Source organism: Devosia nitrariae (assembly GCF_030160115.1).
In the GTDB taxonomy this organism is placed as follows: domain Bacteria; phylum Pseudomonadota; class Alphaproteobacteria; order Rhizobiales; family Devosiaceae; genus Devosia; species Devosia nitrariae.
Genome location: NZ_BSNS01000020.1, coordinates 32,601 through 57,605, shown reverse-complemented (window position 1 = coordinate 57,605; position 25,005 = coordinate 32,601). Strand labels below are relative to the sequence as shown.

The window sequence follows — 25,005 nt, the reverse complement described above, 5'->3', positions numbered from 1 at the left end:
GCGACCGTTATGGACCAGGATACTGCCGCGATCGCCGCGACCCTGCGCGAGGCGAAGGCCAAGCGTGCCCGTCGCGCAGCGACGCTCAAGCACATCTTCCTCGTCGCCGCCTCGTTCGTGATGATCTATCCGCTGCTCTGGATGCTGGCGAGCTCGTTGAAGCCCGACAACCAGATCTTCGGCCAGCTCGGCCTCGTGCCCGGAGAGCCGCAGTGGGAGAACTACGTCCTCGGCTGGAACGCCCTGCCGGTGAGCTTTACTAATTTCTTCTGGAATTCGGCGGTGGTGACCGTGCTCTCGGTCATCGGCAACGTGATCTCGTGCTCGTTTGCCGCCTACGCCTTCGCGCGGCTCGAATTCAACGGCAAGACCCTGTGGTTCGCGCTGATGATGATGACGCTGATGGTGCCCTACCATGTCGTCCTCATTCCGCAATACCTGCTGTTCCTGCAACTGGGCTGGGTCGACACTTATCTGCCGCTGGTGGTGCCGCGGTTCCTGGCGTCCGACGCTTTCTTCATCTTCCTGATGATCCAGTTCTTCCGGCAGTTGCCGCGCGAACTCGACGAAGCGGCGATGATCGACGGCTGCTCGCCGTTCAAGATCTACTGGGCGATCATCCTGCCGCTCTCGATTCCGGCGATGGCGACGGCGGCGATCTTCTCGTTCATCTGGACCTGGGAGGATTTCCTCGGGCCACTGGTCTATCTCAACGACATCAAGGACTACACGGTGCCGCTGGCGCTGCGCATGTTCCTCAGCCAGGACAGCGTCTCCGAATACGGGCAGATGTTCGCCATGTCAGTGCTCTCCATCCTGCCGATCATCCTCTTCTTCGTCGTCTTCCAGCGCCTCATCATCCGCGGCATCGCCATGAGCGGAATGAAATGATGCGTATAGGCTTTTTTGTCGTCGCGGGATTTTTGCGAAAAACCGGTTCCCACTTTTTCGCATCCCGCTCCAGTTCAAGGACGCATAGATGGCATCCGTTACTTTAAGCAGCGTCGTCAAAGCCTACGGAAACGTGCCGGTGATCCATGGGATCGACCTTGCCGTCAACTCCGGCGAATTCCTGGTGCTCGTCGGCCCGTCAGGCTGTGGAAAGTCGACGCTTCTGCGCATGATCGCCGGGCTCGAGGAGATCAATGACGGCACCATCGCCATCGGCGAGCGGATCGTCAACGACCTGCCCGCCTCGCAGCGCAACCTGTCGATGGTCTTTCAGTCCTACGCGCTCTATCCGCATATGAGCGTGCGCAAGAACCTTGCATTCGGCCTCACTAACCTCAGGATGCCCAAGGACGAGATCTCCCGACGGGTGACCGAGGCTGCGCGTATCCTGCAGATCGAGCCGCTGATGGAGAGGAAGCCGCGCCAGCTTTCGGGCGGGCAGAAGCAGCGTGTGGCGATCGGCCGGGCGATCGTGCGCGAGCCGCAGCTCTTCCTTTTCGATGAACCGCTGTCCAACCTCGATGCGGAACTGCGGGTGCAGATGCGGGTGGAACTGGCTGGGCTCTACCAGCGGCTCGGCACCACAATGATCTATGTGACCCACGACCAGACCGAGGCCATGACCATGGCCACGCGTATCGTCGTGCTCAACAAGGGCGTCGTCGAGCAGGTCGGCACGCCCTACGAGCTCTACAATTTTCCCTGCAACAGGTTCGTTGCGACATTTATCGGCTCGCCCAAAATGAACATGCTGGAGGCAACGACGGCGGACGGCGCGGCCGAGATCGCGGGTATCGGCAAGCTGAAGCTCCCGACCGGCATCCCCGCAAAGGGCCCGGTCAGTATTGGCATCCGGCCCGAGCAAATCGCCATCGGCGACGGCGGCGACCTCGCCATCCCAGGCAAGGTCTCGCTGGTCGAGTATCTGGGCAGCGAGATTTTCGTCTATGTGCAGCTGGCATCGGGCGAGCGGCTCCTCGTGCAGGCGCCGGGCGATGCCAGGATCCGAAACGGCGAGCCAATAACGTTGTCGATCAGTGGCCACCAGGCGCACTATTTCGATGCGAACGGGCAGCGGATTGGACCGAAGGGCAAGCGCCAGGGCTGAGTGTGGCGGCCTGGCGCACGCACCGTGCCCTCAGCAAAGCAAACGGCGCCGGCGGGTGCTCCTTTCCAAAATTTAATCTGACAGCAACAGTCAAGAAAGGTTGCGGCCATCAGCTTGCCCCGAGGGGGCAGCCTGTGAGTCATCCGGAGTGCGAGGTGCAGTTCGGGCCGGAATCCAGGCCGAGCCCGCACACCCGCGCCAACAGGAGACCACATGCTTCCCAACACGATCCGCCTCGAAACCATCTGGGCCCCAAGGGTGCTGAGCATCCTGCGTATCATGGCCGCACTGCTGCTCCTGCAGCACGGCACGCAAAAACTCCTCGACTTTCCCGCGGCCGAATTCATGCCCTCGTTCCCGTCCCTGTTCTGGTTTGCAGGCGCCATCGAACTCGTCGGTGGGACGCTTCTAGCGCTGGGGCTGTTCACCCGGCCCGTCGCCTTCACCCTCTCCGGCCAGTTGGCCGTCGCCTACTTCATGGCCCATGCCCCGCGCAGCTTCTTCCCGATCGAGAACGGCGGAGACGCGGCGGTCCTCTATTGCTTCATCTTTCTCTTGCTCGCCGTCGCCGGCGGTGGGTCATGGTCGCTCGACAAGCTGCGCCAGCAAGGTGCCGGCCGCACTCCCGCCGCGGCGGCGTCGCAAGCCTAGCCAACTGCCGCCCGTCGGGTGTCGATTGCCCGACGAGGCGGGGCCGGTTACGATTTGCTCGCCCAGCAGGAGACGCCAGTGGCCAGCAGCTCGAAATCGACCGGCCCCGCCCCGGGCCATAACCTCGCAACCATCGAACAGGCGGTCGGCGCCTTCAGTCTGCTGCGCGAGTTCTTCGAAGGCGCGATCATCGTCGATGCCGACACGCGCATCACCTGGATCGACGCGCGCTATAGAGAGCTGTTGAAGCTTGCGCGGGATTTCGATCCTATCGGCCTGCCGGTCGAAGAGGTCATCCCGCATTCGCTTTTGCGCCGCGTCGTCGAGACCGGACGCCCGATCCTTCTCGATATCATGAACTTCGACGACCGCCAGTTCGTCGTCTGCCGGATTCCACTGAAAGACGAGGACGGCCGGGTCGAGGGTGCCATCGGCTTCGTCTTCTATGACAATGTCGATTATCTCGCCCCGATTCTCGAAAAATTCGAGCACCTGCAAAAGCAGCTCACCCGCGCCCAGGCAGCGCTGACGCGCGAGCGGCAGACGAAATATTCGCTGTCGAGCTTTGTCGGCGTCAGCGAGGCGGTTCGGGATATGAAGGCAATGGTGCGGCGCTTTGCGCTGCGCGACGGGGCGGCGCTGATCCTGGGAGAAACCGGCACGGGCAAAGAACTGCTCGCTCATGCCATGCACCAGCAGTCCGACCGAGCGGATGGACCCTTCGTTGCCGTCAACGTCGCCGCCATTCCCGAAGCGCTGCTGGAGGCCGAATTCTTCGGCGTCGCCCCCGGTGCTTTCACCGGGGCAGACCGCAAGCCACGCAAGGGAAAGTTCGAGCTCGCTCATGGCGGAACGCTCTTTCTCGACGAGATCGGCGACATGCCGGCAGCGCTGCAGGCGAAACTGCTGCGCGTGCTGCAGGAAGGCGAGTTCGAGGCCCTGGGCTCCAACACCGTCAAGAAGGTCGACGTTCGCATCATCGCTGCGACTTCGCAGGCGCTGGAGGAGCGGCTCGCCGACAAGTCCTTCCGGGCCGACCTCTACTACCGCATCGCCGTCCTCACCATAAACGTGCCGCCACTGCGCGACCGGCTCGAAGACATCGGCCCGATCTGCGATGCGTTGCTCGAGCAGACACCGCGGCCGCGCGACCAGCACGGCTGGAACATCCAGCCCGAGGCGATCGCGTTGCTGAAGCAGCACGATTGGCCGGGAAATGTACGCGAACTGCGCAACGTCCTCGAGCGCGCCGCCGCCATGGCGCCGAGCGAGGTGATCGATGCGGCACTGATCAGCCGGGCCCTGCCCTCTCTGCCGGGGACCAACCCATCCAGGCGCGATGGCGCAGCCGACCTTGCCACCAGGCTCGCGGCCGCGGAGCGGCAGGCGCTGCTCGACGCCCTGGACAGCAGCCATGGCCGCAAGGTCGAGGCGGCGCAGCGACTCGGTGTTTCGCGCTCGCAGTTCTACGAGAAGCTGCGGCGCCACAAAATCGACGCCTGACTGTCCGGAATCCCGGAAACATTCATATCAGTTGTCCGGATTTCCGGTCATCCTGCGCGCAGTGGCGGCGTGGAAACGCCGGAAAACCGGCCTTGGCACGGAACCTGCAACGCGATCTCCAACGAGACTGGACCACAAGGTCCGCGATAGGGTTGGGAAACGTGAGCGAACCAAGGCGAGTGGCATTGGTGACCGGCTCGACAAGCGGCATTGGCTTGTCGATCGCCCGGAGATTCGCCAGCAGCGGCTACGACGTGGCCGTCAACAGCTTCGAGAGTGAGAGCGAGGCCGGCGGTGCCATGGCCGAGATCGGCGAGGCCGCGGCGGTTTGCGTTCGCTATTTTGCCGCCGACCTCGCAGACGCGGCGCAGAGTGCGAACCTCGTCGATGCGGTGATCGGCGCCTTCGGTCGGCTCGACGTCCTCGTCAACAACGCCGGCATCCAGAAGGTCGCGCCGATCGAGGCGTTTCCGCCCGCCGACTGGGACCGGATCGTCGCCGTCAGCCTCGATTCAGCCTTCCACACCATTCGCCGCGCGGTGCCCGATATGGCCGCACGGGGCTGGGGACGTATCATCAACATCGCTTCGGCGCATGGACTGCGCGCCTCGCCGTTCAAGTCGGCCTATGTGGCCACCAAGCACGGAGTCGTCGGCCTCACCAAGACCGTGGCGCTGGAGACCGCCGAGAAGGGCATCACCGTCAACGCCATTTGCCCCGGCTATGTATGGACGTCGCTGGTCGCCAAGCAGGTCGCCGACCAGGCCCGGGTGCACGGCATCAGCGAGGACGAGGTCATCCGCGAGGTGATGCTCGCGCCGCAGCCGACACGCCAGTTCGTGCAGCCCGAGGAGATTGCGGAACTCGCGGCGTACCTCTGCACCGACCACGCGCGTTCGATCACCGGCTCGGCAATTTCCATCGACGGGGGCTGGACGGCCAAATGAGCAGCCTTGCCAATGGAACAGACGACATCATCCTCTCGGCCAAGGCGCTGACCAAGCGCTTTGCCGGGTTCATCGCCGTCAACGGCGTCGACCTCAACGTGCGGCGCGGATCGATCCACGCCCTGATCGGACCGAACGGCGCCGGCAAGACCACGTGCTTCAACCTCTTGACCAAATTCCTGCAGCCGACCTCCGGCGCTATCCGTTTCAACGGCCGCGATATCACTGCGCTCGCACCGGCCGCCATCACCCGGCTCGGAATCGTGCGCTCGTTCCAGATCTCGGCGGTGTTCCCGCGCCTGACGGTCCTCGAGAACGTGCGAATTGCTCTGCAGCGGCGGCGGGGCGACAGCTTTGACTTCTGGCGGCCACAACGCGTGCTGTCCGCCTATGACGAGGAGGCGCTCTCTCGCATCGAGGAAGTTGGTCTGACCCCCTTTGCCAATGCGGCTGCGGGGGAACTGCCCTATGGACGCAAGCGGGCGCTCGAGATCGCCACCACGCTCGCGCTGGAACCGGAGATGCTGCTGCTCGATGAGCCGATGGCCGGCATGGCGCAGGAAGACGTGGCGCGGGTCTCGGCGCTGATCCGGCGCATCTCGGCCAACCGCACCATCCTGATGGTCGAGCACAACCTTTCGGTCGTCGCCGACCTTTCCGACCGCATCACCGTGCTCGCGCGTGGCGAAGTGCTGGCCGAAGGCAGTTATGGCGAGGTTTCGAAGGACCAACGCGTGGTCGAGGCCTATATCGGAGCCGGCCATGAGTGAAGCGATGGCTATGACCGAACCTGCGACGGCGCCGTTCCTGTCGGTGCGCGACCTCGAAGGCTGGTACGACGAGAGCCATGTGCTGCATGGCGTCGACTTCGACGTCAATGCAGGCGAGGTGGTGACGCTTCTCGGGCGGAACGGCGCCGGCAAGACGACGACGCTGCGGGCCATCATGGGAACCCTCGCCAAACGGCGCGGGTCCGTCCGCTTCAATGGACGCGAGCTGATCGACCTGCCCCCGCGCGCCATAGCCCGAGCCGGCATCGCCTTCTGCCCGGAGGAGCGCGGCATCTTCTCGTCGCTCTCGGTCGAGGAGAACCTGATGCTGCCGCCAACGGTGAGCCAAGGGGGTCTCAGCCGCGAGGACGTGCTCGCCATGTTCCCCAACCTCAAGGAGCGGCTTTCGAGCCAAGGCACCAAGCTTTCCGGTGGTGAGCAGCAGATGCTGGCCATCGCCAGGATCCTGAGGACCGGCGCCAAGTTCCTGCTGCTCGACGAACCGACGGAGGGCCTCGCGCCGGTCATCGTCCAGCAGATCGGCCGGACGCTGTCCGAGCTCAAATCACGCGGCTTCACCATCGTCCTCGTGGAGCAGAATTTCCGCTTCGCGGCCTCGATCGCGGACCGGCACTACGTCGTCGAGCAAGGAAGGGTCATCGACATGATCCCCAACGAGGAGCTCGAGGCCAACATCGGCAAACTGCACGCCTATCTCGGAGTGTGAGAGGCGTGCCAAACATCGAACGGGAGGAGAACCGAAGATGAAACTGAAAACTCTGGCACTGGCCGCTCTGGCCACAACGCTGATGGCGGGTTCCGCCATGGCGCAGACCGCCATCAAGATCGGCGTCCTCAACGACCGTTCGGGCACCTATGCCGACCTTTCGGGCGAGGGCTCGGTCGTGGCCGCACGCATGGCCGTCGAGGATTTCGGGGCCGCCGACAAGGGCATCGACGTCGAGATCGTCTCGGCCGACCACCAAAACAAGCCGGACGTCGCCTCGAACATCGCCCGTCAGTGGTACGACCAGGACGGCGTCGACGTAATCGTCGATGTGCCGACCTCTTCGGCTGCCCTTGCAGTCAATGAAATCAACCGGGAAAAGGGCAAGATCTTCCTCAATTCCGGGGCAGCTTCCACCGATCTGACCGGCACCGCCTGCGCGCCGGGAACCATCCACTGGACCTACGACACCTACGCGCTCGCCAATGGCACCGGCAAAGCCATGGTCGACGCCGGCTACAAGGACTGGTTCTTCCTGACTGCAGACTACGCGTTCGGTCACTCGCTCGAGGAAAACACCACCAAAGTGGTCACCGAATCCGGCGGCACCGTCGTCGGCAGTGTGCGGCACCCGTTCCCGGGCACCGACTTCTCGTCGTTCCTGCTCCAGGCCCAGTCGTCGGGTGCCGACGTCATCGGGCTGGCCAATGCCGGCGGCGACACCGTCAACTCCATCAAGCAGGCATCCGAATTCGGCATCACCCAGTCGGGCCAGGCGCTGGCGGGCCTGCTGATCTTCATCACCGATGTCCATGCCCTAGGTCTCGAGACCGCGCAGGGACTGGTGCTCACCGAAGCCTTCTATTGGGACCTCAATGACGACACCCGCGCCTGGTCCGAGCGGTTCTCCGCCGAGATGGGTGGCTCGAAGCCGACCATGGTGCATGCCGGCGTCTATTCTTCGGTGCTGCACTACCTCAACGCCGTTGAAGCCACAGGTGGCAAGGATACCGAAGCGCTGATGGCCTGGATGAAGGAGAATCCGAGCGAGGATCCGGTGATGGGTACGGGCACGGTTCGGGCAGACGGCCGGCACATGCACGACATGTACCTGTTCCAGGTCAAGACCCCGGCCGAGTCGACCGGCCCATGGGACTACTACAAGCTCTTGGCGACCATTCCCGCCGAGGAGGCCTTCCGCCCGCTTGAAGAAGGCGGCTGTCCCCTGGTCGAGTAGTAGGTTCAATACATCGGCGCCCGGAGCTTCCGGGCGCCGCCCAACGCATAGGTTCTCGCCATGTTCGAGCTTCTCGGCATTCCCCCGCAGGCTCTTTTCGGCCAGCTCCTGCTCGGGCTGATCAACGGCTCGTTCTACGCGCTCTTGAGCCTTGGCCTCGCGGTGATTTTCGGCCTGCTCAACATCATCAACTTCAGCCACGGGGCCCAGTACATGATGGGGGCGTTCGTGGCCTGGATGCTGATGACCTATGCGGGCATCAACTACTGGTGGGCGCTGCTGCTCGTCCCCATCATCGTCGGAGCGAGCGGTGTCGTCATCGAGCGGCTGATGATCAGCCGCCTCTATCATCTCGATCACCTCTACGGGCTGCTCCTGACCTTCGGTCTTGCCCTCATCATCCAGGGCCTCTTTCGCAACCGGTTCGGCGTCTCGGGTCTGCCCTACGCCATTCCCGCTGAACTCACCGGGGCGCAGAATCTCGGCTTCATGTTCCTGCCCAACTATCGCGGATGGGTGGTGGTTGCCTCGGTCGTCGTCTGCTTCGGCACATGGTTTGCGATCGAACGCACCCGGCTTGGCGCGTGCCTGCGTGCCGCCACCGAAAACCCGACGCTGGTCGGCGCCTTCGGCATCAACGTGCCGCGCATGATCACTTTGACCTACGGGTTCGGCGTGGGGCTCGCGGCCTTCGCGGGCGTGCTCGCCGCGCCGATCTACTCGGTCAACCCCAATATGGGTGCTGACCTCATCATCGTCGTCTTCGCCGTCGTCGTCATCGGCGGCATGGGGTCGATCCTCGGGGCGATCGTGACCGGCTTCGGCCTCGGCATCGTCGAAGGCCTGACCAAGGTCTTCTATCCCGAGGGATCGGCCGTGGTGATCTTCGTGATCATGGCACTGGTGCTGCTCGTCAAACCCGCAGGTCTCTTCGGGAGGACCGCGTGATGACGAGCGACACGCAGACCCACTATGAGAGCGCAGCCGAGGCGCTGCCCATTGGCACGCCACGCCACCACGTGGTGATCTTCGGCGTCCTCCTCGCCTTCCTGATCGTGGCGCCGCTCGTCCTCTACCCCGTCTTCCTGATGAAGGTCCTGTGCTTTGCGCTCTTTGCCTCGGCCCTCAACCTGTTGCTCGGGTTCGGCGGGTTGCTCTCCTTCGGTCACGCGGCCTTTTTCGGCTCGGCGAGCTACGTCTCGGCCCATGCCGCCAAGGTCTGGGGCCTGACACCGGAACTTGCCATCCTCGCAGGCACCGCCGCCGCAGCGGTGCTCGGCCTCGTCATCGGCGCCCTCGCCATAAGGCGTCAGGGCATCTATTTCGCCATGGTGACGCTGGCCTTTGCGCAGATGGTCTTCTTTTTCGCCCTGCAGGCTCCGTTCACCGGCGGTGAAGACGGCATCCAGGCGGTGCCGCGCGGACATCTCTTCGGTCTCCTCAACCTCGCGAGCGACATGACGCTCTATTTTGTCGTTGTGGCCATCGTGTTCGGCGGTCTGCTGGCCATCTATCGCATCATCCATTCGCCCTTCGGGCAGGTGCTCAAAGCCATCCGCGACAACGAGCCGCGCGCGGTCTCGCTCGGCTACAAAGTCAACCGCTACAAGCTCGCCGTCTTCGTGATGTCGGCGACCCTTGCGGGACTTGCCGGCGCGACCAAGGCCCTGGTCTTCCAGCTTGCCTCGCTCACCGACGTCTACTGGACCATGTCGGGCGAGGTTGTGCTGATGACGCTGATCGGCGGCATGGGTACGATCTTCGGGCCGCTGGTCGGCGCAACGGTGATCGTGGCCATGCAGAACTATTTCGCCGGGTTGGGAGCATGGGTGACGATCCTGCAGGGGATCATCTTCGTTGTCAGCGTGCTGCTCTTCCGCGAAGGCATTGTCGGCGTCGTCGCCCGCTGGATCAAAAAGCCGCTTTAGAGACCCATCATGACCGTGCCCTCCGTCGTCATCGTTTCCGCACGTCGCACCCCCATCGGCAGCCTTGCCGGTGCTCTGGCGCCTGTTGCCGCTCATGAGCTCGGGGCGACTGCCATCCGTGCGGCCGTCGCCGACGCCGGGATCGAAGCGGCGGACATCGAAGAGGCGGTGCTCGGGCAGGTGCTGACAGGCGGGCTCGGCATGAACCCTGCCCGGCAGGCAACGCGCCTTGCCGGCCTCCCCGATGGCGCGCCGGCGGCGGTGGTCAACCAGGTTTGCGGTTCGGGACTTCGGGCGGTGGCGCTCGCCAGCCAGCAGATCGAAACCGGCTCGGCGCGCATTGTGCTTGCCGGTGGACAGGAGAGCATGACCAACGCGCCGCATTTCGTTGCGGTCCGGCAGGGCAAGAAGCTCGGCGACCTCGCCCTCAGAGATTCGGCGATGACCGACGGGCTTACCGACGCGTTCTACGGCTATCCCATGGGCAACACTGCCGAAAACGTCGCGCGCCAGCACCAGATCGGGCGCGAGGCGCAGGATACTTTCGCGCTTGCCTCGCACCGCAAGGCCTCCGCTGCGGCGCGGGAGGGGCGCTTTGCGCGGGAGATCGCAACGGTGACCGTGGCGGGTCGCAAGGGCGAGGCGATCGTTGCCGAGGACGAGCATATCCGTCACGAGGCAGACATGGCGGCGATGGCAAAGCTGCGCCCGGCCTTCATCGAGAGCGGCACGGTGACTGCCGGCAACGCCTCTGGCGTCAATGACGGCGCTGCCGCACTGGTGCTGATGGCGAGCGATGAAGCCGAACGGCGCGGCACCGCTCCCCTCGCCCGCATCGCCGGCTGGGCGCACGCCGGCATTGACCCGCAGGTGATGGGCCTCGGCCCGATCCCGGCCAGCCTCAAACTGCTCGACAGGCTCGGCTGGCAGCCTGCCGATGTCGACCTCTGGGAAATCAACGAGGCATTCGCCGCACAGAGCCTCGCCGTCGTCAACGAGCTCGGGCTCGATACCGAACGGGTCAACGTCAATGGCGGGGCCATCGCGCTCGGCCATCCGATCGGCGCGTCCGGTGCGCGTGTGCTCGTCACCCTGCTTCACGAGATGGCGCGTCGCGGTGCCAGGCGCGGTGTTGCCACGCTCTGCATCGGCGGCGGCATGGGCATTGCGCTGGGGGTGGAGCGTGACTGACATTGGCACCATCGTCTGGCAGCCTTCGCCCGGGCGGATCGCCTCGACGGCGCTGGCGCGCTTCGCGCAGGAGGCCGGGTTCGTTCCGACCGACTATGCGGGCCTGCTCGACTGGTCGATCAACGAGCCCGAGGCCTTTCACGCCAAGCTGTGGGAAACGTTCGGCATCATCGGCTCCCGTGGCGAGACGATCCATGCGCCGGGCGCGGACCTGCGTGCCACGCGCTTCTTTCCCGAAGCCATGCTCAACTACGCCGAGAATCTGCTGCGCGAGCCCGACGAGCGCCTGGCGATCATCGCCCATCGCGACGACGGCACCCGCCGCACCCTGACCCGGCGCGAGCTTCACGACCTCGTCTCGCGCTGCACGCAGGCGATGCGTGCCGAGGGCGTCGCCCCCGGCGACCGGGTGGCCGCGATCGTGACCAACGATATCGAAGCCATCGCTCTTTATCTGGCAACGGCTGCGGTCGGCGCGGTCTGGGCCTCCTGCTCGCCAGATTTCGGGCCGGCCGGTGCCACGGACCGGCTGGGACAGATCGCGCCCAAGCTGCTGGTTGCCGTGACCCGCTACGGCTACGCCGGCAAACTCATCGACACGACCGCCACCATCAATGCCGTAGCCGACGAGACGCGACCAGCGCGCGTCGTGCTCATCGGCGAACAGCCCGAGGGAGCGGTCTATCCGACGTCGGCCACTGAGCTTGCCGGCTGGATAGCGCCCTTCGAGGCAATGCCCATCGACTATTGCCGGCAGGAGTTCGACGCGCCGCTTGCCATCCTGTTTTCATCGGGCACGACCGGCAGGCCCAAATGCATCGTGCACGGGGCCGGACGTCTGCTGCTCGCGCACATGAAAGAGCAGCAGCTGCATTGCGACCTCAGGTCCGGCGATCGGTTCTTCTACTACACCACCTGCGGGTGGATGATGTGGAACTGGCTGGTCACTGGCCTTGCCTCCGGGGCAACGCTCGTCACCTATGACGGCAATCCGGCCTGGCCGACACAGACGCGGCTTGCGGACCTCATCGATCAAGAGGACATCGCCGTCTTCGGCACCTCGGCCAAATATATCGATGCCTGCCGCAAGACCGGACTGCGGCCGATCGAGACCCATCGGCTCACTCACCTGCGCACGGTGCTGTCGACCGGTTCACCGCTGCTCCCGGACGGGTTCGACCACATCTACGCCAACTGGAAGCGCGACGTGCATCTGGCCTCGATCTCGGGCGGCACGGACATCTGTGCGTGTTTCCTCGGCGGCGTTCCAACCCTGCAGGTGCGCCGTGGTGAACTGCAGGGCGCGATGCTGGGTATCGACATCGCGACCTTCTCGGCGGAAGGCCGACCTGTAGAGGGTCGTCCAGCCGAACTCGTCTGTCGCAACGCCCATCTTTCGATGCCCGTGGCCTTCTGGAACGATCCCGGCGGCACGCGCTACAAGGCCGCCTATTTCGACCGCTTTGCCGGCGTGTGGACGCACGGCGACTATGTCGAAAAGCGGCCGTCAGGAGGCTATGTGATCCACGGCCGGTCGGATACCACCCTCAACCCCGGCGGCGTGCGCATCGGCACGGCCGAGATCTACCGGCAGGTCGAGGCCATCCCAGAGGTTCTGGAGGCTGTCGCCGTCGGCCAGGACTGGGAGGGAGACCAGCGCGTCATTCTCTTCGTGCGGCTGACTGAAGGAACAAGCCTCGACGAGAACCTCGTGAGGACCATCCGCCAGCGCATCCGCAGCGGAGCGACGCCGCGCCACGTTCCGGCGCGCATCATTGCCGTTTCCGAGATCCCGCGCACGCGCTCGGGCAAGATCTCCGAGATCGCCGTGCGCGATACCATTCACGGCAGGCCGATCGGCAATGACACGGCGCTCGCCAATCCGCAGAGCCTGGCACTCTATCGCGATCTGCCCGAGCTTTCGGCATAGCGCCAGGGCTGCCAGTTCCTCTACCGCCGCGGGCCACCATCTGCGCCATGGACGTAGCGCGTACCGCTCCTTATGCAGGTATGGGTGGATCGGCAGATGCCAATCTGCGCCATGCCAAGCTGAGGAGGTGTCGAAAATGGAGTATGTCAATCTCGGCCGTACGGGCCTCAAGGTGTCGCGCCTGTCGCTCGGTTGCATGACCTTCGGCTCGCCCGAATGGCAACCATGGGTGCTCGATGAAGCTGCCTCTCGGCCGATCATGGAAAAGGCGCTCGAGCTCGGTATCAACTTCTTCGATACCGCCGACGTGTATTCGAAGGGCGTGAGCGAGGAGATCGTCGGCCGGGTGCTGGCGGGGGTGCCGCGGCACAAGCTCGTCATCGCCAGCAAGCTCTACAACCCCATCACCGACGACCCCAACGACCGGGGGCTGTCGCGTAAGCATGTCTTCGAGGAGGTTGACGCGAGCCTCAAGCGGCTGGGCATGGACTATATAGACCTCTACCAGATCCACCGTTTCGACTACGAGACACCCCTCGAGGAAACGCTCGACGCCCTCAACGACGTCGTGCGCGCCGGCAAGGTGCGCTATCTCGGCGCCTCCTCGATGCATGCCTGGCAGTTCATGAAGGCTCTGGGTCTGCAGCGCGCCAGTGGATGGGCACCGTTCGTTTCCATGCAGAACCACTACAATTTGATGTACCGCGAGGAGGAGCGCGAGATGCTTCCGCTCTGCCGCTCGGAGGGCATCGGTGTCATCCCGTGGAGCCCGCTCGCCCGCGGGCGATTGGCCGGACGTGGAGACGATGCGACGACACGCGCGCAGACGGACCAGGTTGCCATCCGGCTCTACGACCGTACGCGCGAGCAGGACGACGCGGTGCTCGCCGCAGTGCGCCAAGTCGCAGAGCGGTACGGTCGCCCGCCTGCGCAGATCGCCTATGCCTGGGTAGCCTCCCGGCCCGGAATCACCGCGCCGATCGTCGGCATCTCAAAGCTCCACCAGTTCGACGACGCTGTCGCCGCCCTCGAGGTTTCACTGAGTGACGAAGACGTGGCAGCTCTCGAAGCGCCTTACCGGCCCAAGCCTGTAGCCGGCCATCAGTGATGGTCGGAAAGGCCTGATACGAGAAAACGGCGGTCAACGACCGCCGCCCCTACACTGTCTCGGACGCGTTCAGCCCTTGGCTGCGACGACCTGAATCTCGACCAGAACGTCGGGCGCAGCCATGCGCGACTCAACGCAGGCTCGCGCCGGCGTATGACCCGGCTCCACCCAGCCGTCCCAAACCGAGTTCATCTCGTCAAAGCTTGCAATATCGCGCAGCCAGATCGTGGCCTTGAGCAGGTTCTGCTTGCTCGAACCGGTTTGAGCCAGGAGGTCGTCGATGCGCGCCAGGATCTGGGAGGTCTGCTCGGCAACCGACGTGCCCTTGCGGTCATCGGCGACCACGCCGGCCAGATAGATGGTGTCGCCGTGCACGACCGCCTGGCTCATGCGCGGGCCGACATCGATGCGTTCAATTGCCATTTCGGAGCTCTCCGTTCGTCTCTAAAACCAAACTTCTAGAGGTCAGGCCGGGTGTTCAGCCCCACCTCGACGACAGCCCTTACAGCGTTCTCGTCCGCCCCGACAAGCTGCGGACTTGGCTGGCGCACCACGGGGGACGCAAAACGATCATCGCAGACGTGATTTGATAGCACCGGTACCGACCCCCGTACGTTATATCTATCCGGTCACATCCGCACGGAAGGCTCAGGTGAGAGGCGACACGATAACGAAACAGGTCGAGGACAGTCGCCGACCCATACAGCGGCGCATGCCGCGGGACGAACGGATGGGGACGATGCTCGACCAGGCCGCCTCGGTGCTGGCTGACGAGGGCTTCGCGGTTTCGACCCGAAGGCTCGCAACCGCGCTCGGCGTCACTCAGGCCCTGATCTACAAGCACTTCGACTCCAAGGAGGCTTTCGTCTCGGCGGTGCTCGCTCGGGCTTTCGGCGGCGGCGGGCGCGAACCCGTTGTCCTGCGCGACGAGAGCATTCCGCTCGGCGAGCGCCTGGTTGCCTTCTACACGGGAAGAACCGACAAAGCAGCCGGTACCCGCATCAGGCTCTTCGTCCGGGCGGCCCTCGAGGGCTGGCCCGTCCCGACCCGCCGCGGCACCGAGCTCACGCACCTGGTGTTCGAGCCGGTGATCCGCGCTTTGCGCAAGGAGGCCGACCTGCCCCCGCTCGAGGCGCTGTCTATGATGCGCGGCGAGCGTGAGCTCGTAATGATGCTGCATGGCAGCATCGTGTTCCTCTCAATCCGCGAGCATGTCTACCACATGCCGATGCCCGACGATCGCGATGCCGTCGTCCGGCTCCAGGTGGACATATTTCTTTCCGGCGCGATCCAAGCGCTGCGTCGCGTCCATGCCGGCGAGGCCGGCGCTAGCCTGCTGGTCGAGCAACTGGCGCCGAGCCGGGAAGCCAAGTGACGACCGCTGCTTGAGCGCGAAGCTATTTCGCGCGGTCGGCAACGTTCTGGAAGTAGGTGAAGGTGAAGTCCTTGCCCGTGCGCCTGGTGTGGCAGGCGAAACAACCGGCTGTGTTGGTTTCCGGGTTGAGGGTGCCGTCAGGAAGGAAGGCGGCATAGTCCCAGTCGCCGTTCGGCGCCACCTCGAGGCCGACCGACTCGCCCCAGCCTTCCTGCTTCTCCATGACAAAAATGGCCGTGAAGTCGCCCTCGGGGATCATTCGCCCGTCGGCATCCAGCACCGGATTTTCATCCGCATCGACCTTGGCGTTCCTGTCGGCCATCACGAGCACGGTACCATTCGGCGCCGGTTGGCCGGGCTTGGCCTCAGCGTCCGCTTCGGGCTTTACATATATGAAGCGGACGCGCTTGCGATCGGCCCGATCGACCTGGTTGTAAAGCACCCATTCGGTTTCGAAGTTCTCGGGGAAGGCGATGCGCTCGGGGCCGGCGACGAGCGGCCCGGCGAGGATGAGGCCGGCAATCAGGGCGCCGGCGCCCAGGAATGAGGATAGTACCGGGGCTTTCATGGGACGACCTCCACCTTGAGGATCATATGCTCGTGGAAGGTGCACTCGACATCGAAAGTGCCGGGCTTCAGGAGGGTCAACTCGCGTTCCTCCTCGGGCTTCTGAGTGCCGAGATCGAGAGCGAAATCGACGGTCGGCACGAACACACCGTGATCGGTACCGTCGTCATTGACGAACCGAACGGTGTCTCCAACGCGCGCCGTGAGGTTGGCCGGGTGGTAGACGGAGGCCGCCATCGTCACGACATGCGTCTCAGCCGCCTCGGCCAAAACGGGGATCTGAACAACAAGTGCTGCAAGTGCCAAACGCATGAACATGCACGAACCTCTTCGGTGAGAGTCTTCGAGAATGGCTACACTTGAAGCGTCTCACCATGACGATAAGTTGTCAATCGACAACTTACGACCTTGCCGATCAGAGTGGCGCTACTGTTGGCCGGCTCGTCATACCGAGCCGCCGCGAACTGATCGAGCTTTGCCAGGAGCAGTACCTCAGGCACGTGGGAGCTCGGTCGAGACGTGAACAAAACGCGCTGCACCCTTTGAGGACGTGAAATCTTTCTCGCTGCTGTTAGCGTTCGCCGTCGTTGCACAGGAGAAATAGATGGGTACCGATCTTCGTGAAGAGATTAATAACTCGGCTGAACTCTGTCAGTTGCGGCCTGTTGGATCCCCGGCGGGCGTTGAGCCCTTGGTTTGGCGACGCGCGGTGCAGGGGCGCATCGAGGGTCACCTGATGGCTGTCGAAGCCCTTATGAGCGCACTCGATAGCATGGACAGCGATCCGGACTTAGAACCTGATAGCGACTACGAACTCCAAGGTGATGAGGAATACAGCCTAGGCTGGACTTGCAAAGAAGTGAGTACCGGCAGGTATGTCTCCCAAGGTTACCATGGCGGTGATTTGGAATACGAGCACGATGGTCTGGAACCCGATTGCGATAAAGAAAGCAACGGAGATTACGAGGAGGATCACCGCGGTTTCCCGGTCGAACTTCCACACGGCCCGCGTGGAAGTTAGTCAGTGATTTGCGACGTTTTGATCATCAACCACCGGCCCGACGATGGACATGACGCCGCGCCGAGCCACCGTCGCTAAAGAGTTCGTGAGGATGAAAAGCTGGCGAGAGACCCGCTAGCCCGGCGAAGCAAGTCCGCTTTGCTCAGGAAACGGCAGTGAAATCACGGGAAGGATCAGGCGGCTCGGCAAGGCCGGGCCGCCGTGAACGGCGTGAGTGGCCGTGACGAAATCCTCTTTCGTCGCCCATACCGAGAGCGCTCCCGATTGCGGGTTGCGGTCAAACCGCGGGAAGTTGGATGAGGCGATCTGCAAGCGGAACCTGTTGCCCCTGCGGAACAGGTGGCTGATATGGCCCAGCCGTACTGTCACCTCGGTCGGACCCTCGCTGCTCACCTGCTGGCGATAGATGCCGTCGACGAGGCCAATGCTCCGGCCGCTACTGTCCACTTCGCAGAGGCGCGCGACCCAGTCCGCGCTTGCGCCCGAAGACGAGACCCAGAGGACAGCCTCGACAAGGCCGGTGACCTCGAGATCCTCCGCCATCGGTTCGGAGGTGAAGACCAGCACGTCCTCGCGACGCTCGATCTGCGCCTGGTCCTTGGGACCTGAATTCTTGCCCAGCACCAGGCCCGGCAGGAAATTGGCGCCGCCGACCGTCGGTACGGGGTTTAGCGCGTCGGAGAGGTATGACCGCGACCAATCGGTTTCACATGCCGCCTCACGTAGTTCGGTCCCGGCGAGGAACAGTTCGCGCCCTGTTGTGCCCGGAAGCGGCCAGTCGGGCGCGGCATGCCAGGAGTTCGAGCCGGAGCGGAAGTAACGCACCATCGGGGTTGCGGGCAGCTCGCCCGCGGTGGCGGCGTCGAAGAAGGCGAGCTGTTCATCCGACAGTTGCGCTGTCGAAGCGGCGTAGCCGAGCCAGAAATCGCCTTGCCAGTCGGTGGGGTTGCCGTGCGACCACGGCCCGATGATCAGCCGGTCCGGCACATCTTCGGCTCGTCCCCAGCAGCGGCGCGCCGTCTCGAAGAGCTCAATGGCGCCCTCGACGAAGAGGTCGTTCCAGCCGCAACTTACGAGGAACGGCAGGCGGGTTTGCGCGAGCGCATCGAGATGCTCCCGATCCGCAGGGGTCGAGATCGCCCGGTGGTTGTCGAACCAGTCTGCCGCATAGGGCGCCAGTGCAACGAGATCCTCGTCGAGGATCGGCAGGCGCGAGAAGGCGGCCAAGGGATCCTGCCGCAGCTCGGCAAGCAGCCGGGTGGCGCGGGAAGCATCCTCGGCCGGCATCGTGTCGAGCCGGCGCTGCAGGTCCTCCGGCGCGAGGGACTCGATGATCCAGAGCAGGAGGAATGCGAGTTCGCTAGCGCCGGAGCGATAGGTCCAGGTCTCGCCATGGCGGGCGGTGGTGAGGTGCGGCGAGACCGCCACCAGTCCCTTGGGATTTCCAGAGGCCGCAAGCACCTGGGTCGCACCCACATAGGACGCGCCGAACATCACCACCTGCCCGTTGCAGAAGTCCTGCTCGCGCAGCCAGGCAATCGTATCGGCCCCGTCCTCGGTTTCGCGCGAGAACGGCACGAACTCACCGTCCGAACCATAGCGACCGCGCGTGTCCTGAACGACAATCGCGTAGCCGCGCCGGAGGGCGGCCTTGAACTCGAGCGCACTGATGTACTGGGTGCCGAAGGCATCTTCCTTGCGGTAGGGCGTGCGCTGCAGGATGACGGGCCACGAGCCTTCGCCGGGCAGCCAGATATCGGCGCGCAGGATCGTGCCGTCACGCATCGGAATCTCGACGGAGTCGAGAAGGCCGAAGGCCTGTTTCATCGACGTGGCTCCTAGGAACGGATGAAGCGCTGGCGGACCTGATCGAACGACACGGCAAGGATCAGGAGCGTACCCGCGGCGACCTGCTGCCAGGTCGAGTTGATGTTCATCAGGGTCATGCCGTTATTGAGGACGCCCACTATCAAGAGGCCGAGCACAGTGCCGAACATGCTGCCCGTCCCGCCCTTGAGCGAGGTGCCCCCGAGGATGATGGCGGTGACCACGGCAAGCTCGAGCCCCAATCCCGTGGTGCCCGATGTCGAGCCGAGCTGCGAGGCACTGACGAGGCCGGTGACGGCCATGCAAAGCCCGGAAATGACGAAGGCGAGAAAGAGCGTTTTCTTGGTGCGGATGCCAACGAGCCGGGCCGCGTTCTCGTTGGCGCCGATGGCGTAGATCGTGCGGCCAAATACGGTGCGGGAAAGGACGACCGCCACGGCGATGGCAATGACCAGGAACAGAAGCGCCGAGAGCGGGATATCGAAGAACGGGCGGGCGATCGCCCAGTCGAACCCCGTGACCCTGACGCTGCTCGCCCCGCCGATGGAGAGGGTCAGGCCACGGAAGATCGCCAGCGTACCAAGCGTGGTGATGAGGGCGTTGACACCGACCACGGTGACGAGAAAGCCGTTGAGCATGCCGATGCCCATACCGACCAGGATAGCGACCCCGGTTGCGGGTAGGATCCCGAGGCTTTGCGCGGCAAGCGCGAACATGAGCGCCACGAACGCAGTGCCGCTGCCGACGGAGAGGTCGAACTGGCCGGCGATGAGCAGGATGGTCCCGCCGGCCGCGAGGATGCCGGTGATAGCGAGCGCCGTGACAATGTTGACGATGTTGGGCCAGGACAGGAAGTAGGGCGAGTTCACGGTAAAGAAGGCGATTTCGGCCAAGAGGAACACCAGCAACGCAGCCCATTCAGGAGCCTTCATTCGCGCACGCGCCCCAAAGGTCGCCGCGGGCGACTCGACAGCAGTGGTTTGCACTTGATCAGGCATTGACGCCCCCTCCCGCGGCTTCAGTCAGACGCGCTGTTGAGATTTCTTCCTGAGGCAGGTGGGCGACCACCCTGCCCCGCACCATTACAACCGCACGCGTCGCCGCCTCGGTGATGTCTTCATAGTCCGAGCTGGCAATGAGGATGCCGTGGCCTTGTCGCGCGAGATCGCGCAGAACGTGGTAGATCTCCTGGCGGGCGCCGACATCGACGCCGCGCGTCGGCTCGACGAGCAGAAGGAGCCTAGATCCGGCTTCGAGCCAGCGGCCGAGCAGCACCTTCTGCTGATTACCGCCCGAAAGCGTGAGGATCTTCTCGGAACCATCAGGGCGCGATCTGACCTTCAGGTCCTTGTGCCATTGCGTAAAGGCTCTGGATTCTGCCGCGCGGGAGATGAACAGGCCTCGCGCCAGCCGCCGCCAGCTTGGCGCGCTGAGGTTCTCGGCGACGGTCCGGGTGCGCAACAAGCCCTCACTCGCCCTGTCGGCCGGCAGGAAACCGATGCCGCGGGCGATTGCCTCCCCAGGGTGGCGAAACGAGACATTCTCGCCAGCGACCTCAACCTTGCCGCCGGTATAGGGAACTGCACCAAAGATAGCGCCCGCAAGTTCAGGCACGCCCGAGCCCACCTTACCATAAAGGCCGACGATCTCACCGGGCGCCACATCGACATCGACGTTGCTGAAGCTGTCAGAGGTCAGCCCTTTGACCGCAACGAGCTTCGACGCGCCGCTGTCGACATAGGCGTGGTGGTCCTGATGAGCGGCGACAGGACGACCGACCATGGCCGCGACCACAGCGGGCTGATCGACCTCGTCGACCTTGGCGTCCATCGAAACGCGACCATCGCGCAACACGCACACCCGGTCGGCGATGGCGAACACCTCGTCAAGACGATGGGTGATGTAAAGGATCGTCGCGCCGCGCTCGCGCATGCGCTCGATGAGCGAAAACAGCCGCTTGGTTTCGGCATCCGAAAGCGCCGCGGTCGGCTCGTCGAAGATCAGGCAGCGCGACGCACCGACCGTGGCGCGGGCGATCTCGACGATCTGCCGTTCGCCGAGCCTCAGTTTCGAGACGGGCGCGTCGAGGGGCAGATCGGCACCGAGAGCGTCCAGTGCGCCCTGCGCCATGTCGCGCATGGCGCGGAAGTCGACGAACCCCATTCGGTTCGGCAGTGAGCCGAGGGCGATATTCTCGGCAACGGTGAGCGTCGGCGCGTCGGCGATTTCCTGTGCAATCAGCCTGATACCTGCGCCGCGTGACTGCGCGACGGTGCGGAACGCGACGGGGCTGCCATCGATGACGATGGAGCCGTTGTCCGGATGATGATCGCCGGCAAGGATGCGAACGAGCGTCGACTTGCCGGCGCCGTTTTCCCCCAGGAGCGCAGTGACGGAGCCCGAGGGCAGGTCAAGGTCCACGCCGTGCAGGACCTTGACCGGGCCAAACGACTTTCTGATTCCGCGAACGGAGAGAAAGATCGCTTCGCTCATGATCAGCAGCTCGTTTCCGGGTAGTACTCAGTCATGTTGTCCTTGGTGATAACCTCGTGCGGCACCAAAATCTGCTCCCCTATATTCTCGCCCCGAACCGCCTTGATCAGGTTGGGCAGGATCAGCTGGGCATACTTTTCGGGGAAATAGGCGGCGGTGGCGATGAAGTGCGGTGCCGTCCAGATCTGGCAGTTGCCAGGGTCGAAGTTCTGCACGCCGAGATAAAGGTTGTCGGTGCGGTTCTGGGAGCGGGCTGCCGCGAGTGCGCCGGTGATGACGTCCTCGTTGATGCCCACGGTGATGATGCGCTGCGCGCCTGGAAGTGCCGTCAGCGTGTCCGTCATCTGGCGTTGGGCGGTATCCGCCTGGCCGCCGGCACCGGTGTCGATGACGCGCACGTTCTGGACCTCGCCGCACACCTTGGCGAAGCCGTCCCGCATCCCGCCCATGCGCAGGTCGTTGACGATCCCCACGGCCAGTGACTCAAGAGAGACCCACGCATCGTACTGGCAGTCGAAGTTCTCCTTGAAGTATTGGCCGAGCGCGTAGCCGACGATCTCGCCGGCATAGGCGTTGGCGGCCCCGACGAATGCGGTCTGGCAGGGCTGCTGCTCGATGTCGATAGCGATCACCGGCACCTGCGGACCCTCGGCGCAGATATTGGCCGCGGCGGCAGCATCGGCCTGGAACGTCACCAGCCCATCGACGTTCTGGGTGCGGAACTGGCGGGCGCAGGCGAGCGCCGCGGCCGCGTCGAGCTTGGAGTCGCAGGTGATGAGATTGACACCGGCGGTTTCCGCTGCCGCTTCCATGCCCCGCTGTAGCGCCTCGGGGAATGGCACGCCGAGCGCGAGCTGGGTAAAGCCGATGGTCAACCCTTCGCCGCTTCCCACCTCGATCTCGGCGAACTGCGCGACCTCCGCCGGCGGCGTTATGCCGGCATCCTGCGCGATGGCCGGCAGCGCCGGGAGCCAGAGCGTGCTCCCCAGTGCGATCACTGCGAGTGACCGTATCCTGCTGAAGCCTTTCATTCTTTTGTCTCCTCCTCCTTGTTGAACTCTTCTTTTCAAGCGACCCGCGTGAAGCCGGGGCGGAACACACTCGGCAGCTTCGACCGCCGCGACAAGCCAGGCTCAACCCTTTGCTGTTCCTCCCAAAGTGCCGCGAGCACTTGGGTCGCGGCGGCGTCTTTGGCGCGGTCATTCAAAAACTGACTTTGATTGATACAATAACACTCGACCGGCACCTGGATACCCGGTACCGCTTGCGCTAAATGATCTGATACATACAAAAACTGATCGATGGACGAGGCAGACTACTTCACCTACCTGCCCGACAACGGGCTCTGCGAGGCCTGGGGGTGCACTGCCCTTTCCACCGGCCACACTCGAATCCTGCCGGGCTCAATCTACCCGCCGGTGCGCCACCCCGACGACCACCACTTCGTCTGGGAAAAGGGCCGAACGCTGCAGGCCTACCAGTTCGCCCTGATCAGCGAGGGCCGCGGCCGGCTGCAGGCTGCGCCCAATCCCGACCGGGTGCACGCCGTCGAAGCCGGCGACGTCATCCTACTGTTCCCGGGCGTCTGGCACCGTTTTGCGCCGGACCCGGATATCGGATGGGTCGAAAGCTGGATCGAGTGCCGGGGGCGCGCCTTCGATCGCGTTATGGACATGGGGCTGATGTCCCCGGAGCTGCCCATCTGGCGTGCCGGCGACCGCGCAGAAGCTGTTTTCCGGCAGGTGCATCGTCTGGCCAGGGATGATGCGCTCCTGCACCAGCCGACGCTCTCGGCCCTCGGGCTGCAGCTCCTGGCGCAGCTCTGTCAATCGCGGGAACTGCCCGAGCAGGGCCAGGTCCGCCTCGTCGAGCAAGCCCGCCGAACCCTGATGGAAAAGAGCGGCGATCCTCCAGCGCTCGAGACGGTGGCTCGCGACCTCGGCATCAGCTACTCCACCCTGCGCCGCCTGTTCCGGCAGCATGCAGGCATGTCGCTGAAGCAATACCAGACCGAGGTCAGGATCCGGCGCGCCTGCGAGCTGCTCCGAAACTCGGACAAATCGGTGAAGGCCATCGCCGGATATCTCGGCTACAACTCGGCCTTCCACTTCTCGGCCCAGTTCCGCAAGTCGACCGGTCTGGCGCCCTCCGACTGGCGGGAGCGGAACCGGGTGAAGGTGTTGTAGTGGCACCGCCTGTCTTCACCGCCGCGGTCTCCAGCGGTCAAAAAATTCAAAATGAACGCGGTTCTCAGCCAGCGTTCATCTCGAACCTGCCAAAGAACGTGCGGGGGCGCGGTGTACGCAGCTCCTACGAGGGAGAGGCTGATGCCGCAACTCGCCTCTCCCTCGTCTTATACCTGTTGGCGTGGATGATCATGCTACCTTCGCCAGCTCCAGGAGTTGCTTGCGCGTGTCCTTCCCAATTTTGAGCGTTCTTGTTTGGACACCGATGTGACGACGCGCTTGAGGTAGCTAGCGCTCTAGGCAGATGGCGACGCCTTGGCCGCCTCCGACGCACATGGTCGCAAGACCTTTACGCACGTTGCGGCGGAGCATCTCGTGGATCAGGGTCACCACAATGCGGGCACCCGAGCCGCCGAGTGGGTGTCCCAGGGCGATAGCCCCGCCGTTCACATTCGATCTAGCCGTGTCCCAGCCCATCTCCCTGTGAACGGCAATGGACTGGGCGGCGAATGCCTCGTTCACCTCGATCAGGTCAAGTTCGTGCGTGTTCCAACCCGCCTTTTGCAGTGCTCGCCGAGACGCCGGCACGGGCCCAAGCCCCATATCCATCGGTTCGACGCCGGCCGATGCGTAGCCGGCAATCCGTACCAGGGGATCGAGACCGAGCTCGCGGGCGCGACTTTCCGACATCACCAGCAAGGCCGCGGCCCCATCGTTCAGGCCTGACGCATTTCCCGCCGTCACCGTGCCGCCATCCTCAAAAATCGGCTTGAGGGCCTCGAGATCTGCCAGCGTCGTTTGCGGTCGCGGATGCTCGTCGGTTTCGACGAGGGTGGTGCCGGCCTTCGTCCTCACTTCGACCGGAACGATCTCGTCGGAAAAGACATTGGCTGACATCGCCGCGCCGGCCTTCTGCTGCGATTCGAGCGCAAACAGGTCCTGTTCCTCGCGCGTCACCTGATAGCGACGGGCGAGGTGCTCGGCGGTCACGCCCATGTGCACGCCGTGGAAAGCGTCGATCAGCCCGTCGACAAGCATCGAATCCTGCATGCGGATGTCACCCGTCTTGAAGCCGGACCGGGTCTTGTGCAGCACGTGCGGTGCCATGGTCATGTTGTCCTGGCCGCCGACGAGCACGATATCGGCGTCGCCGGCACGGATCGCCTGGGCTGCCATATGCAATGTGCGCTGGCCGCCGCCGCAGACCTGATTGACGGTCGCGGCCGGCACCGAAGCCGGGACGCCTGCGCCGAGCGCGGCCTGTCGAGCCGGATTCTGGCCAACGCCCGCCTGCAGAACCTGGCCGATCAGCACATCATCGATGGATGCGGGATCGATCCCGGCTTGTGCAAGGACGGCGGCGATGGCGCGCGCGCCGAGCTCCGTCGCCGGCACAGCGGAGAAACTTCCGCAGAACCGGCCGATTGCCGTTCTTTTCGCCGCGACAATGACTGCCCCTCGTGACATTTAAGTCCATCCTCTACC

The 25,005-nt window shown here is 64.2% G+C and carries 24 protein-coding genes; 16 read left to right on the top strand and 8 right to left on the bottom strand.

The genetic code is table 11. The features are described 5' to 3' along the window. The first annotated feature begins 9 nt into the window (after positions 1 to 9). The 13 genes from QQK18_RS17485 to QQK18_RS17425 all read left to right on the top strand — a co-directional run bounded on the left by QQK18_RS17485 (position 10) and on the right by QQK18_RS17425 (position 14,051). Complete coding sequence (locus tag QQK18_RS17485; RefSeq protein WP_379995919.1) at positions 10 to 891, top strand: carbohydrate ABC transporter permease; 882 nt, start codon at positions 10 to 12, stop codon at positions 889 to 891. 88 nt (positions 892 to 979) lie between these two features. Next, the gene (locus QQK18_RS17480) at positions 980 to 2,059 is read left to right on the top strand and encodes an ABC transporter ATP-binding protein (RefSeq protein WP_284341654.1); all 1,080 of its coding nucleotides are present in this window, start codon (positions 980 to 982) and stop codon (positions 2,057 to 2,059) included. A gap of 213 nt (positions 2,060 to 2,272) precedes the next feature. Continuing rightward, positions 2,273 to 2,710 (top strand): DoxX family protein, encoded by a 438-nt coding sequence (locus QQK18_RS17475; RefSeq protein ID WP_284341653.1) that lies wholly within the window; start codon positions 2,273 to 2,275, stop codon positions 2,708 to 2,710. Positions 2,711 to 2,788: 78 nt separating this feature from the next. After that, the gene (locus QQK18_RS17470; protein WP_284341652.1) at positions 2,789 to 4,213 is read left to right on the top strand and encodes a sigma-54 interaction domain-containing protein; all 1,425 of its coding nucleotides are present in this window, start codon (positions 2,789 to 2,791) and stop codon (positions 4,211 to 4,213) included. Positions 4,214 to 4,374: 161 nt separating this feature from the next. Further along, the gene (locus QQK18_RS17465) at positions 4,375 to 5,160 is read left to right on the top strand and encodes a 3-hydroxybutyrate dehydrogenase (protein WP_284341651.1); all 786 of its coding nucleotides are present in this window, start codon (positions 4,375 to 4,377) and stop codon (positions 5,158 to 5,160) included. Then, positions 5,157 to 5,930: an ABC transporter ATP-binding protein gene (locus QQK18_RS17460; RefSeq protein WP_284341650.1), complete on the top strand. Its 774-nt coding sequence runs from the start codon at positions 5,157 to 5,159 to the stop codon at positions 5,928 to 5,930. Before QQK18_RS17465 ends, QQK18_RS17460 begins: the two co-directional genes overlap by 4 nt. Beyond that, complete coding sequence (locus tag QQK18_RS17455; protein ID WP_284341649.1) at positions 5,923 to 6,657, top strand: ABC transporter ATP-binding protein; 735 nt, start codon at positions 5,923 to 5,925, stop codon at positions 6,655 to 6,657. The genes QQK18_RS17460 and QQK18_RS17455 overlap by 8 nt, the downstream gene beginning before the upstream one ends. Positions 6,658 to 6,694: 37 nt before the next feature. After that, positions 6,695 to 7,894, top strand: coding sequence for an ABC transporter substrate-binding protein (locus QQK18_RS17450; protein WP_284341648.1), 1,200 nt, complete (start codon positions 6,695 to 6,697; stop codon positions 7,892 to 7,894). A 60-nt stretch (positions 7,895 to 7,954) separates the two neighbouring features. After that, positions 7,955 to 8,842 carry a branched-chain amino acid ABC transporter permease gene (locus QQK18_RS17445; protein ID WP_284341647.1) on the top strand — a complete coding sequence of 296 codons (888 nt, stop codon included), beginning with the start codon at positions 7,955 to 7,957 and terminating at the stop codon, positions 8,840 to 8,842. Next, positions 8,842 to 9,822: a branched-chain amino acid ABC transporter permease gene (locus QQK18_RS17440; RefSeq protein WP_284341646.1), complete on the top strand. Its 981-nt coding sequence runs from the start codon at positions 8,842 to 8,844 to the stop codon at positions 9,820 to 9,822. The genes QQK18_RS17445 and QQK18_RS17440 overlap by 1 nt, the downstream gene beginning before the upstream one ends. A 9-nt stretch (positions 9,823 to 9,831) precedes the next feature. Further along, positions 9,832 to 11,013: an acetyl-CoA C-acetyltransferase gene (locus tag QQK18_RS17435; protein WP_284341645.1), complete on the top strand. Its 1,182-nt coding sequence runs from the start codon at positions 9,832 to 9,834 to the stop codon at positions 11,011 to 11,013. Next, complete coding sequence (locus QQK18_RS17430; protein ID WP_284341644.1) at positions 11,006 to 12,943, top strand: acetoacetate--CoA ligase; 1,938 nt, start codon at positions 11,006 to 11,008, stop codon at positions 12,941 to 12,943. The genes QQK18_RS17435 and QQK18_RS17430 overlap by 8 nt, the downstream gene beginning before the upstream one ends. A gap of 136 nt (positions 12,944 to 13,079) precedes the next feature. Continuing rightward, complete coding sequence (locus QQK18_RS17425) at positions 13,080 to 14,051, top strand: aldo/keto reductase (RefSeq protein WP_284341643.1); 972 nt, start codon at positions 13,080 to 13,082, stop codon at positions 14,049 to 14,051. A 69-nt stretch (positions 14,052 to 14,120) separates the two neighbouring features. Here the strand turns inward: QQK18_RS17425 and QQK18_RS17420 are convergent, their stop codons facing one another. Further along, positions 14,121 to 14,474: a RidA family protein gene (locus QQK18_RS17420; protein ID WP_284341642.1), complete on the bottom strand. Its 354-nt coding sequence runs from the start codon at positions 14,472 to 14,474 to the stop codon at positions 14,121 to 14,123. Positions 14,475 to 14,790: 316 nt separating this feature from the next. Between QQK18_RS17420 and QQK18_RS17415 the strand changes: the two genes are divergently transcribed. After that, positions 14,791 to 15,426 carry a TetR/AcrR family transcriptional regulator gene (locus QQK18_RS17415; protein WP_284341641.1) on the top strand — a complete coding sequence of 212 codons (636 nt, stop codon included), beginning with the start codon at positions 14,791 to 14,793 and terminating at the stop codon, positions 15,424 to 15,426. A 22-nt stretch (positions 15,427 to 15,448) separates the two neighbouring features. On the opposite strand, the gene QQK18_RS17410 is transcribed toward QQK18_RS17415, so the two are convergent. After that, the gene (locus QQK18_RS17410; protein WP_284341640.1) at positions 15,449 to 15,994 is read right to left on the bottom strand and encodes a cytochrome P460 family protein; all 546 of its coding nucleotides are present in this window, start codon (positions 15,992 to 15,994) and stop codon (positions 15,449 to 15,451) included. Continuing rightward, positions 15,991 to 16,311 carry a cupredoxin domain-containing protein gene (locus tag QQK18_RS17405; protein WP_284341639.1) on the bottom strand — a complete coding sequence of 107 codons (321 nt, stop codon included), beginning with the start codon at positions 16,309 to 16,311 and terminating at the stop codon, positions 15,991 to 15,993. The genes QQK18_RS17410 and QQK18_RS17405 overlap by 4 nt, the downstream gene beginning before the upstream one ends. Before the next feature lie 286 nt (positions 16,312 to 16,597). On the opposite strand from QQK18_RS17405, the gene QQK18_RS17400 reads away from it, so the two are divergent. Then, positions 16,598 to 17,014, top strand: a complete 417-nt coding sequence (locus QQK18_RS17400) for a hypothetical protein (protein ID WP_284341638.1) — start codon at positions 16,598 to 16,600, stop codon at positions 17,012 to 17,014. Between the two features lie 114 nt (positions 17,015 to 17,128). Here the strand turns inward: QQK18_RS17400 and QQK18_RS17395 are convergent, their stop codons facing one another. Genes QQK18_RS17395 through QQK18_RS17380 form a run of 4 tightly spaced genes read right to left on the bottom strand, consistent with a single transcriptional unit; the run spans position 17,129 to position 22,365 of the window. Further along, positions 17,129 to 18,841, bottom strand: coding sequence for a CocE/NonD family hydrolase (locus QQK18_RS17395; RefSeq protein WP_284341637.1), 1,713 nt, complete (start codon positions 18,839 to 18,841; stop codon positions 17,129 to 17,131). Positions 18,842 to 18,852: 11 nt separating this feature from the next. Beyond that, positions 18,853 to 19,773 (bottom strand): ABC transporter permease, encoded by a 921-nt coding sequence (locus QQK18_RS17390; protein ID WP_284341636.1) that lies wholly within the window; start codon positions 19,771 to 19,773, stop codon positions 18,853 to 18,855. Between the two features lie 58 nt (positions 19,774 to 19,831). Continuing rightward, positions 19,832 to 21,334, bottom strand: coding sequence for a sugar ABC transporter ATP-binding protein (locus QQK18_RS17385; protein WP_284341635.1), 1,503 nt, complete (start codon positions 21,332 to 21,334; stop codon positions 19,832 to 19,834). A 2-nt stretch (positions 21,335 to 21,336) separates the two neighbouring features. Then, positions 21,337 to 22,365: a sugar ABC transporter substrate-binding protein gene (locus tag QQK18_RS17380; RefSeq protein ID WP_284341634.1), complete on the bottom strand. Its 1,029-nt coding sequence runs from the start codon at positions 22,363 to 22,365 to the stop codon at positions 21,337 to 21,339. A gap of 270 nt (positions 22,366 to 22,635) precedes the next feature. On the opposite strand from QQK18_RS17380, the gene QQK18_RS17375 reads away from it, so the two are divergent. Next, a complete protein-coding gene (locus tag QQK18_RS17375; protein WP_284341633.1) occupies positions 22,636 to 23,520 on the top strand; it encodes a helix-turn-helix domain-containing protein in 885 nt (294 codons plus the stop codon). A gap of 288 nt (positions 23,521 to 23,808) precedes the next feature. On the opposite strand, the gene QQK18_RS17370 is transcribed toward QQK18_RS17375, so the two are convergent. Further along, entirely contained in the window at positions 23,809 to 24,987 is a 1,179-nt protein-coding gene (locus tag QQK18_RS17370) for an acetyl-CoA C-acetyltransferase (protein WP_284341632.1), read from the bottom strand. Positions 24,988 to 25,005 lie beyond the last annotated feature (18 nt).

What these genes read in the sequence shown, in the direction of transcription:
- QQK18_RS17440 (WP_284341646.1), top strand. Translation starts at nt 8,842, where the DNA reads ATGACGAGCGACACGCAGACCCACTATGAGAGCGCAGCCGAGGCGCTG.
- QQK18_RS17375 (WP_284341633.1), top strand. Translation starts at nt 22,636, where the DNA reads ATGGACGAGGCAGACTACTTCACCTACCTGCCCGACAACGGGCTCTGC.
- QQK18_RS17405 (WP_284341639.1), bottom strand. Translation starts at nt 16,311, where the DNA reads ATGTTCATGCGTTTGGCACTTGCAGCACTTGTTGTTCAGATCCCCGTT.
- QQK18_RS17385 (WP_284341635.1), bottom strand. Translation starts at nt 21,334, where the DNA reads ATGAGCGAAGCGATCTTTCTCTCCGTTCGCGGAATCAGAAAGTCGTTT.
- QQK18_RS17395 (WP_284341637.1), bottom strand. Translation starts at nt 18,841, where the DNA reads ATGAAACAGGCCTTCGGCCTTCTCGACTCCGTCGAGATTCCGATGCGT.
- QQK18_RS17415 (WP_284341641.1), top strand. Translation starts at nt 14,791, where the DNA reads ATGCTCGACCAGGCCGCCTCGGTGCTGGCTGACGAGGGCTTCGCGGTT.
- QQK18_RS17370 (WP_284341632.1), bottom strand. Translation starts at nt 24,987, where the DNA reads ATGTCACGAGGGGCAGTCATTGTCGCGGCGAAAAGAACGGCAATCGGC.
- QQK18_RS17445 (WP_284341647.1), top strand. Translation starts at nt 7,955, where the DNA reads ATGTTCGAGCTTCTCGGCATTCCCCCGCAGGCTCTTTTCGGCCAGCTC.
- QQK18_RS17435 (WP_284341645.1), top strand. Translation starts at nt 9,832, where the DNA reads ATGACCGTGCCCTCCGTCGTCATCGTTTCCGCACGTCGCACCCCCATC.
- QQK18_RS17425 (WP_284341643.1), top strand. Translation starts at nt 13,080, where the DNA reads ATGGAGTATGTCAATCTCGGCCGTACGGGCCTCAAGGTGTCGCGCCTG.
- QQK18_RS17485 (WP_379995919.1), top strand. Translation starts at nt 10, where the DNA reads ATGGACCAGGATACTGCCGCGATCGCCGCGACCCTGCGCGAGGCGAAG.
- QQK18_RS17380 (WP_284341634.1), bottom strand. Translation starts at nt 22,365, where the DNA reads ATGAAAGGCTTCAGCAGGATACGGTCACTCGCAGTGATCGCACTGGGG.
- QQK18_RS17420 (WP_284341642.1), bottom strand. Translation starts at nt 14,474, where the DNA reads ATGGCAATTGAACGCATCGATGTCGGCCCGCGCATGAGCCAGGCGGTC.
- QQK18_RS17460 (WP_284341650.1), top strand. Translation starts at nt 5,157, where the DNA reads ATGAGCAGCCTTGCCAATGGAACAGACGACATCATCCTCTCGGCCAAG.
- QQK18_RS17400 (WP_284341638.1), top strand. Translation starts at nt 16,598, where the DNA reads ATGGGTACCGATCTTCGTGAAGAGATTAATAACTCGGCTGAACTCTGT.
- QQK18_RS17390 (WP_284341636.1), bottom strand. Translation starts at nt 19,773, where the DNA reads ATGAAGGCTCCTGAATGGGCTGCGTTGCTGGTGTTCCTCTTGGCCGAA.
- QQK18_RS17455 (WP_284341649.1), top strand. Translation starts at nt 5,923, where the DNA reads ATGAGTGAAGCGATGGCTATGACCGAACCTGCGACGGCGCCGTTCCTG.
- QQK18_RS17475 (WP_284341653.1), top strand. Translation starts at nt 2,273, where the DNA reads ATGCTTCCCAACACGATCCGCCTCGAAACCATCTGGGCCCCAAGGGTG.
- QQK18_RS17480 (WP_284341654.1), top strand. Translation starts at nt 980, where the DNA reads ATGGCATCCGTTACTTTAAGCAGCGTCGTCAAAGCCTACGGAAACGTG.
- QQK18_RS17450 (WP_284341648.1), top strand. Translation starts at nt 6,695, where the DNA reads ATGAAACTGAAAACTCTGGCACTGGCCGCTCTGGCCACAACGCTGATG.
- QQK18_RS17410 (WP_284341640.1), bottom strand. Translation starts at nt 15,994, where the DNA reads ATGAAAGCCCCGGTACTATCCTCATTCCTGGGCGCCGGCGCCCTGATT.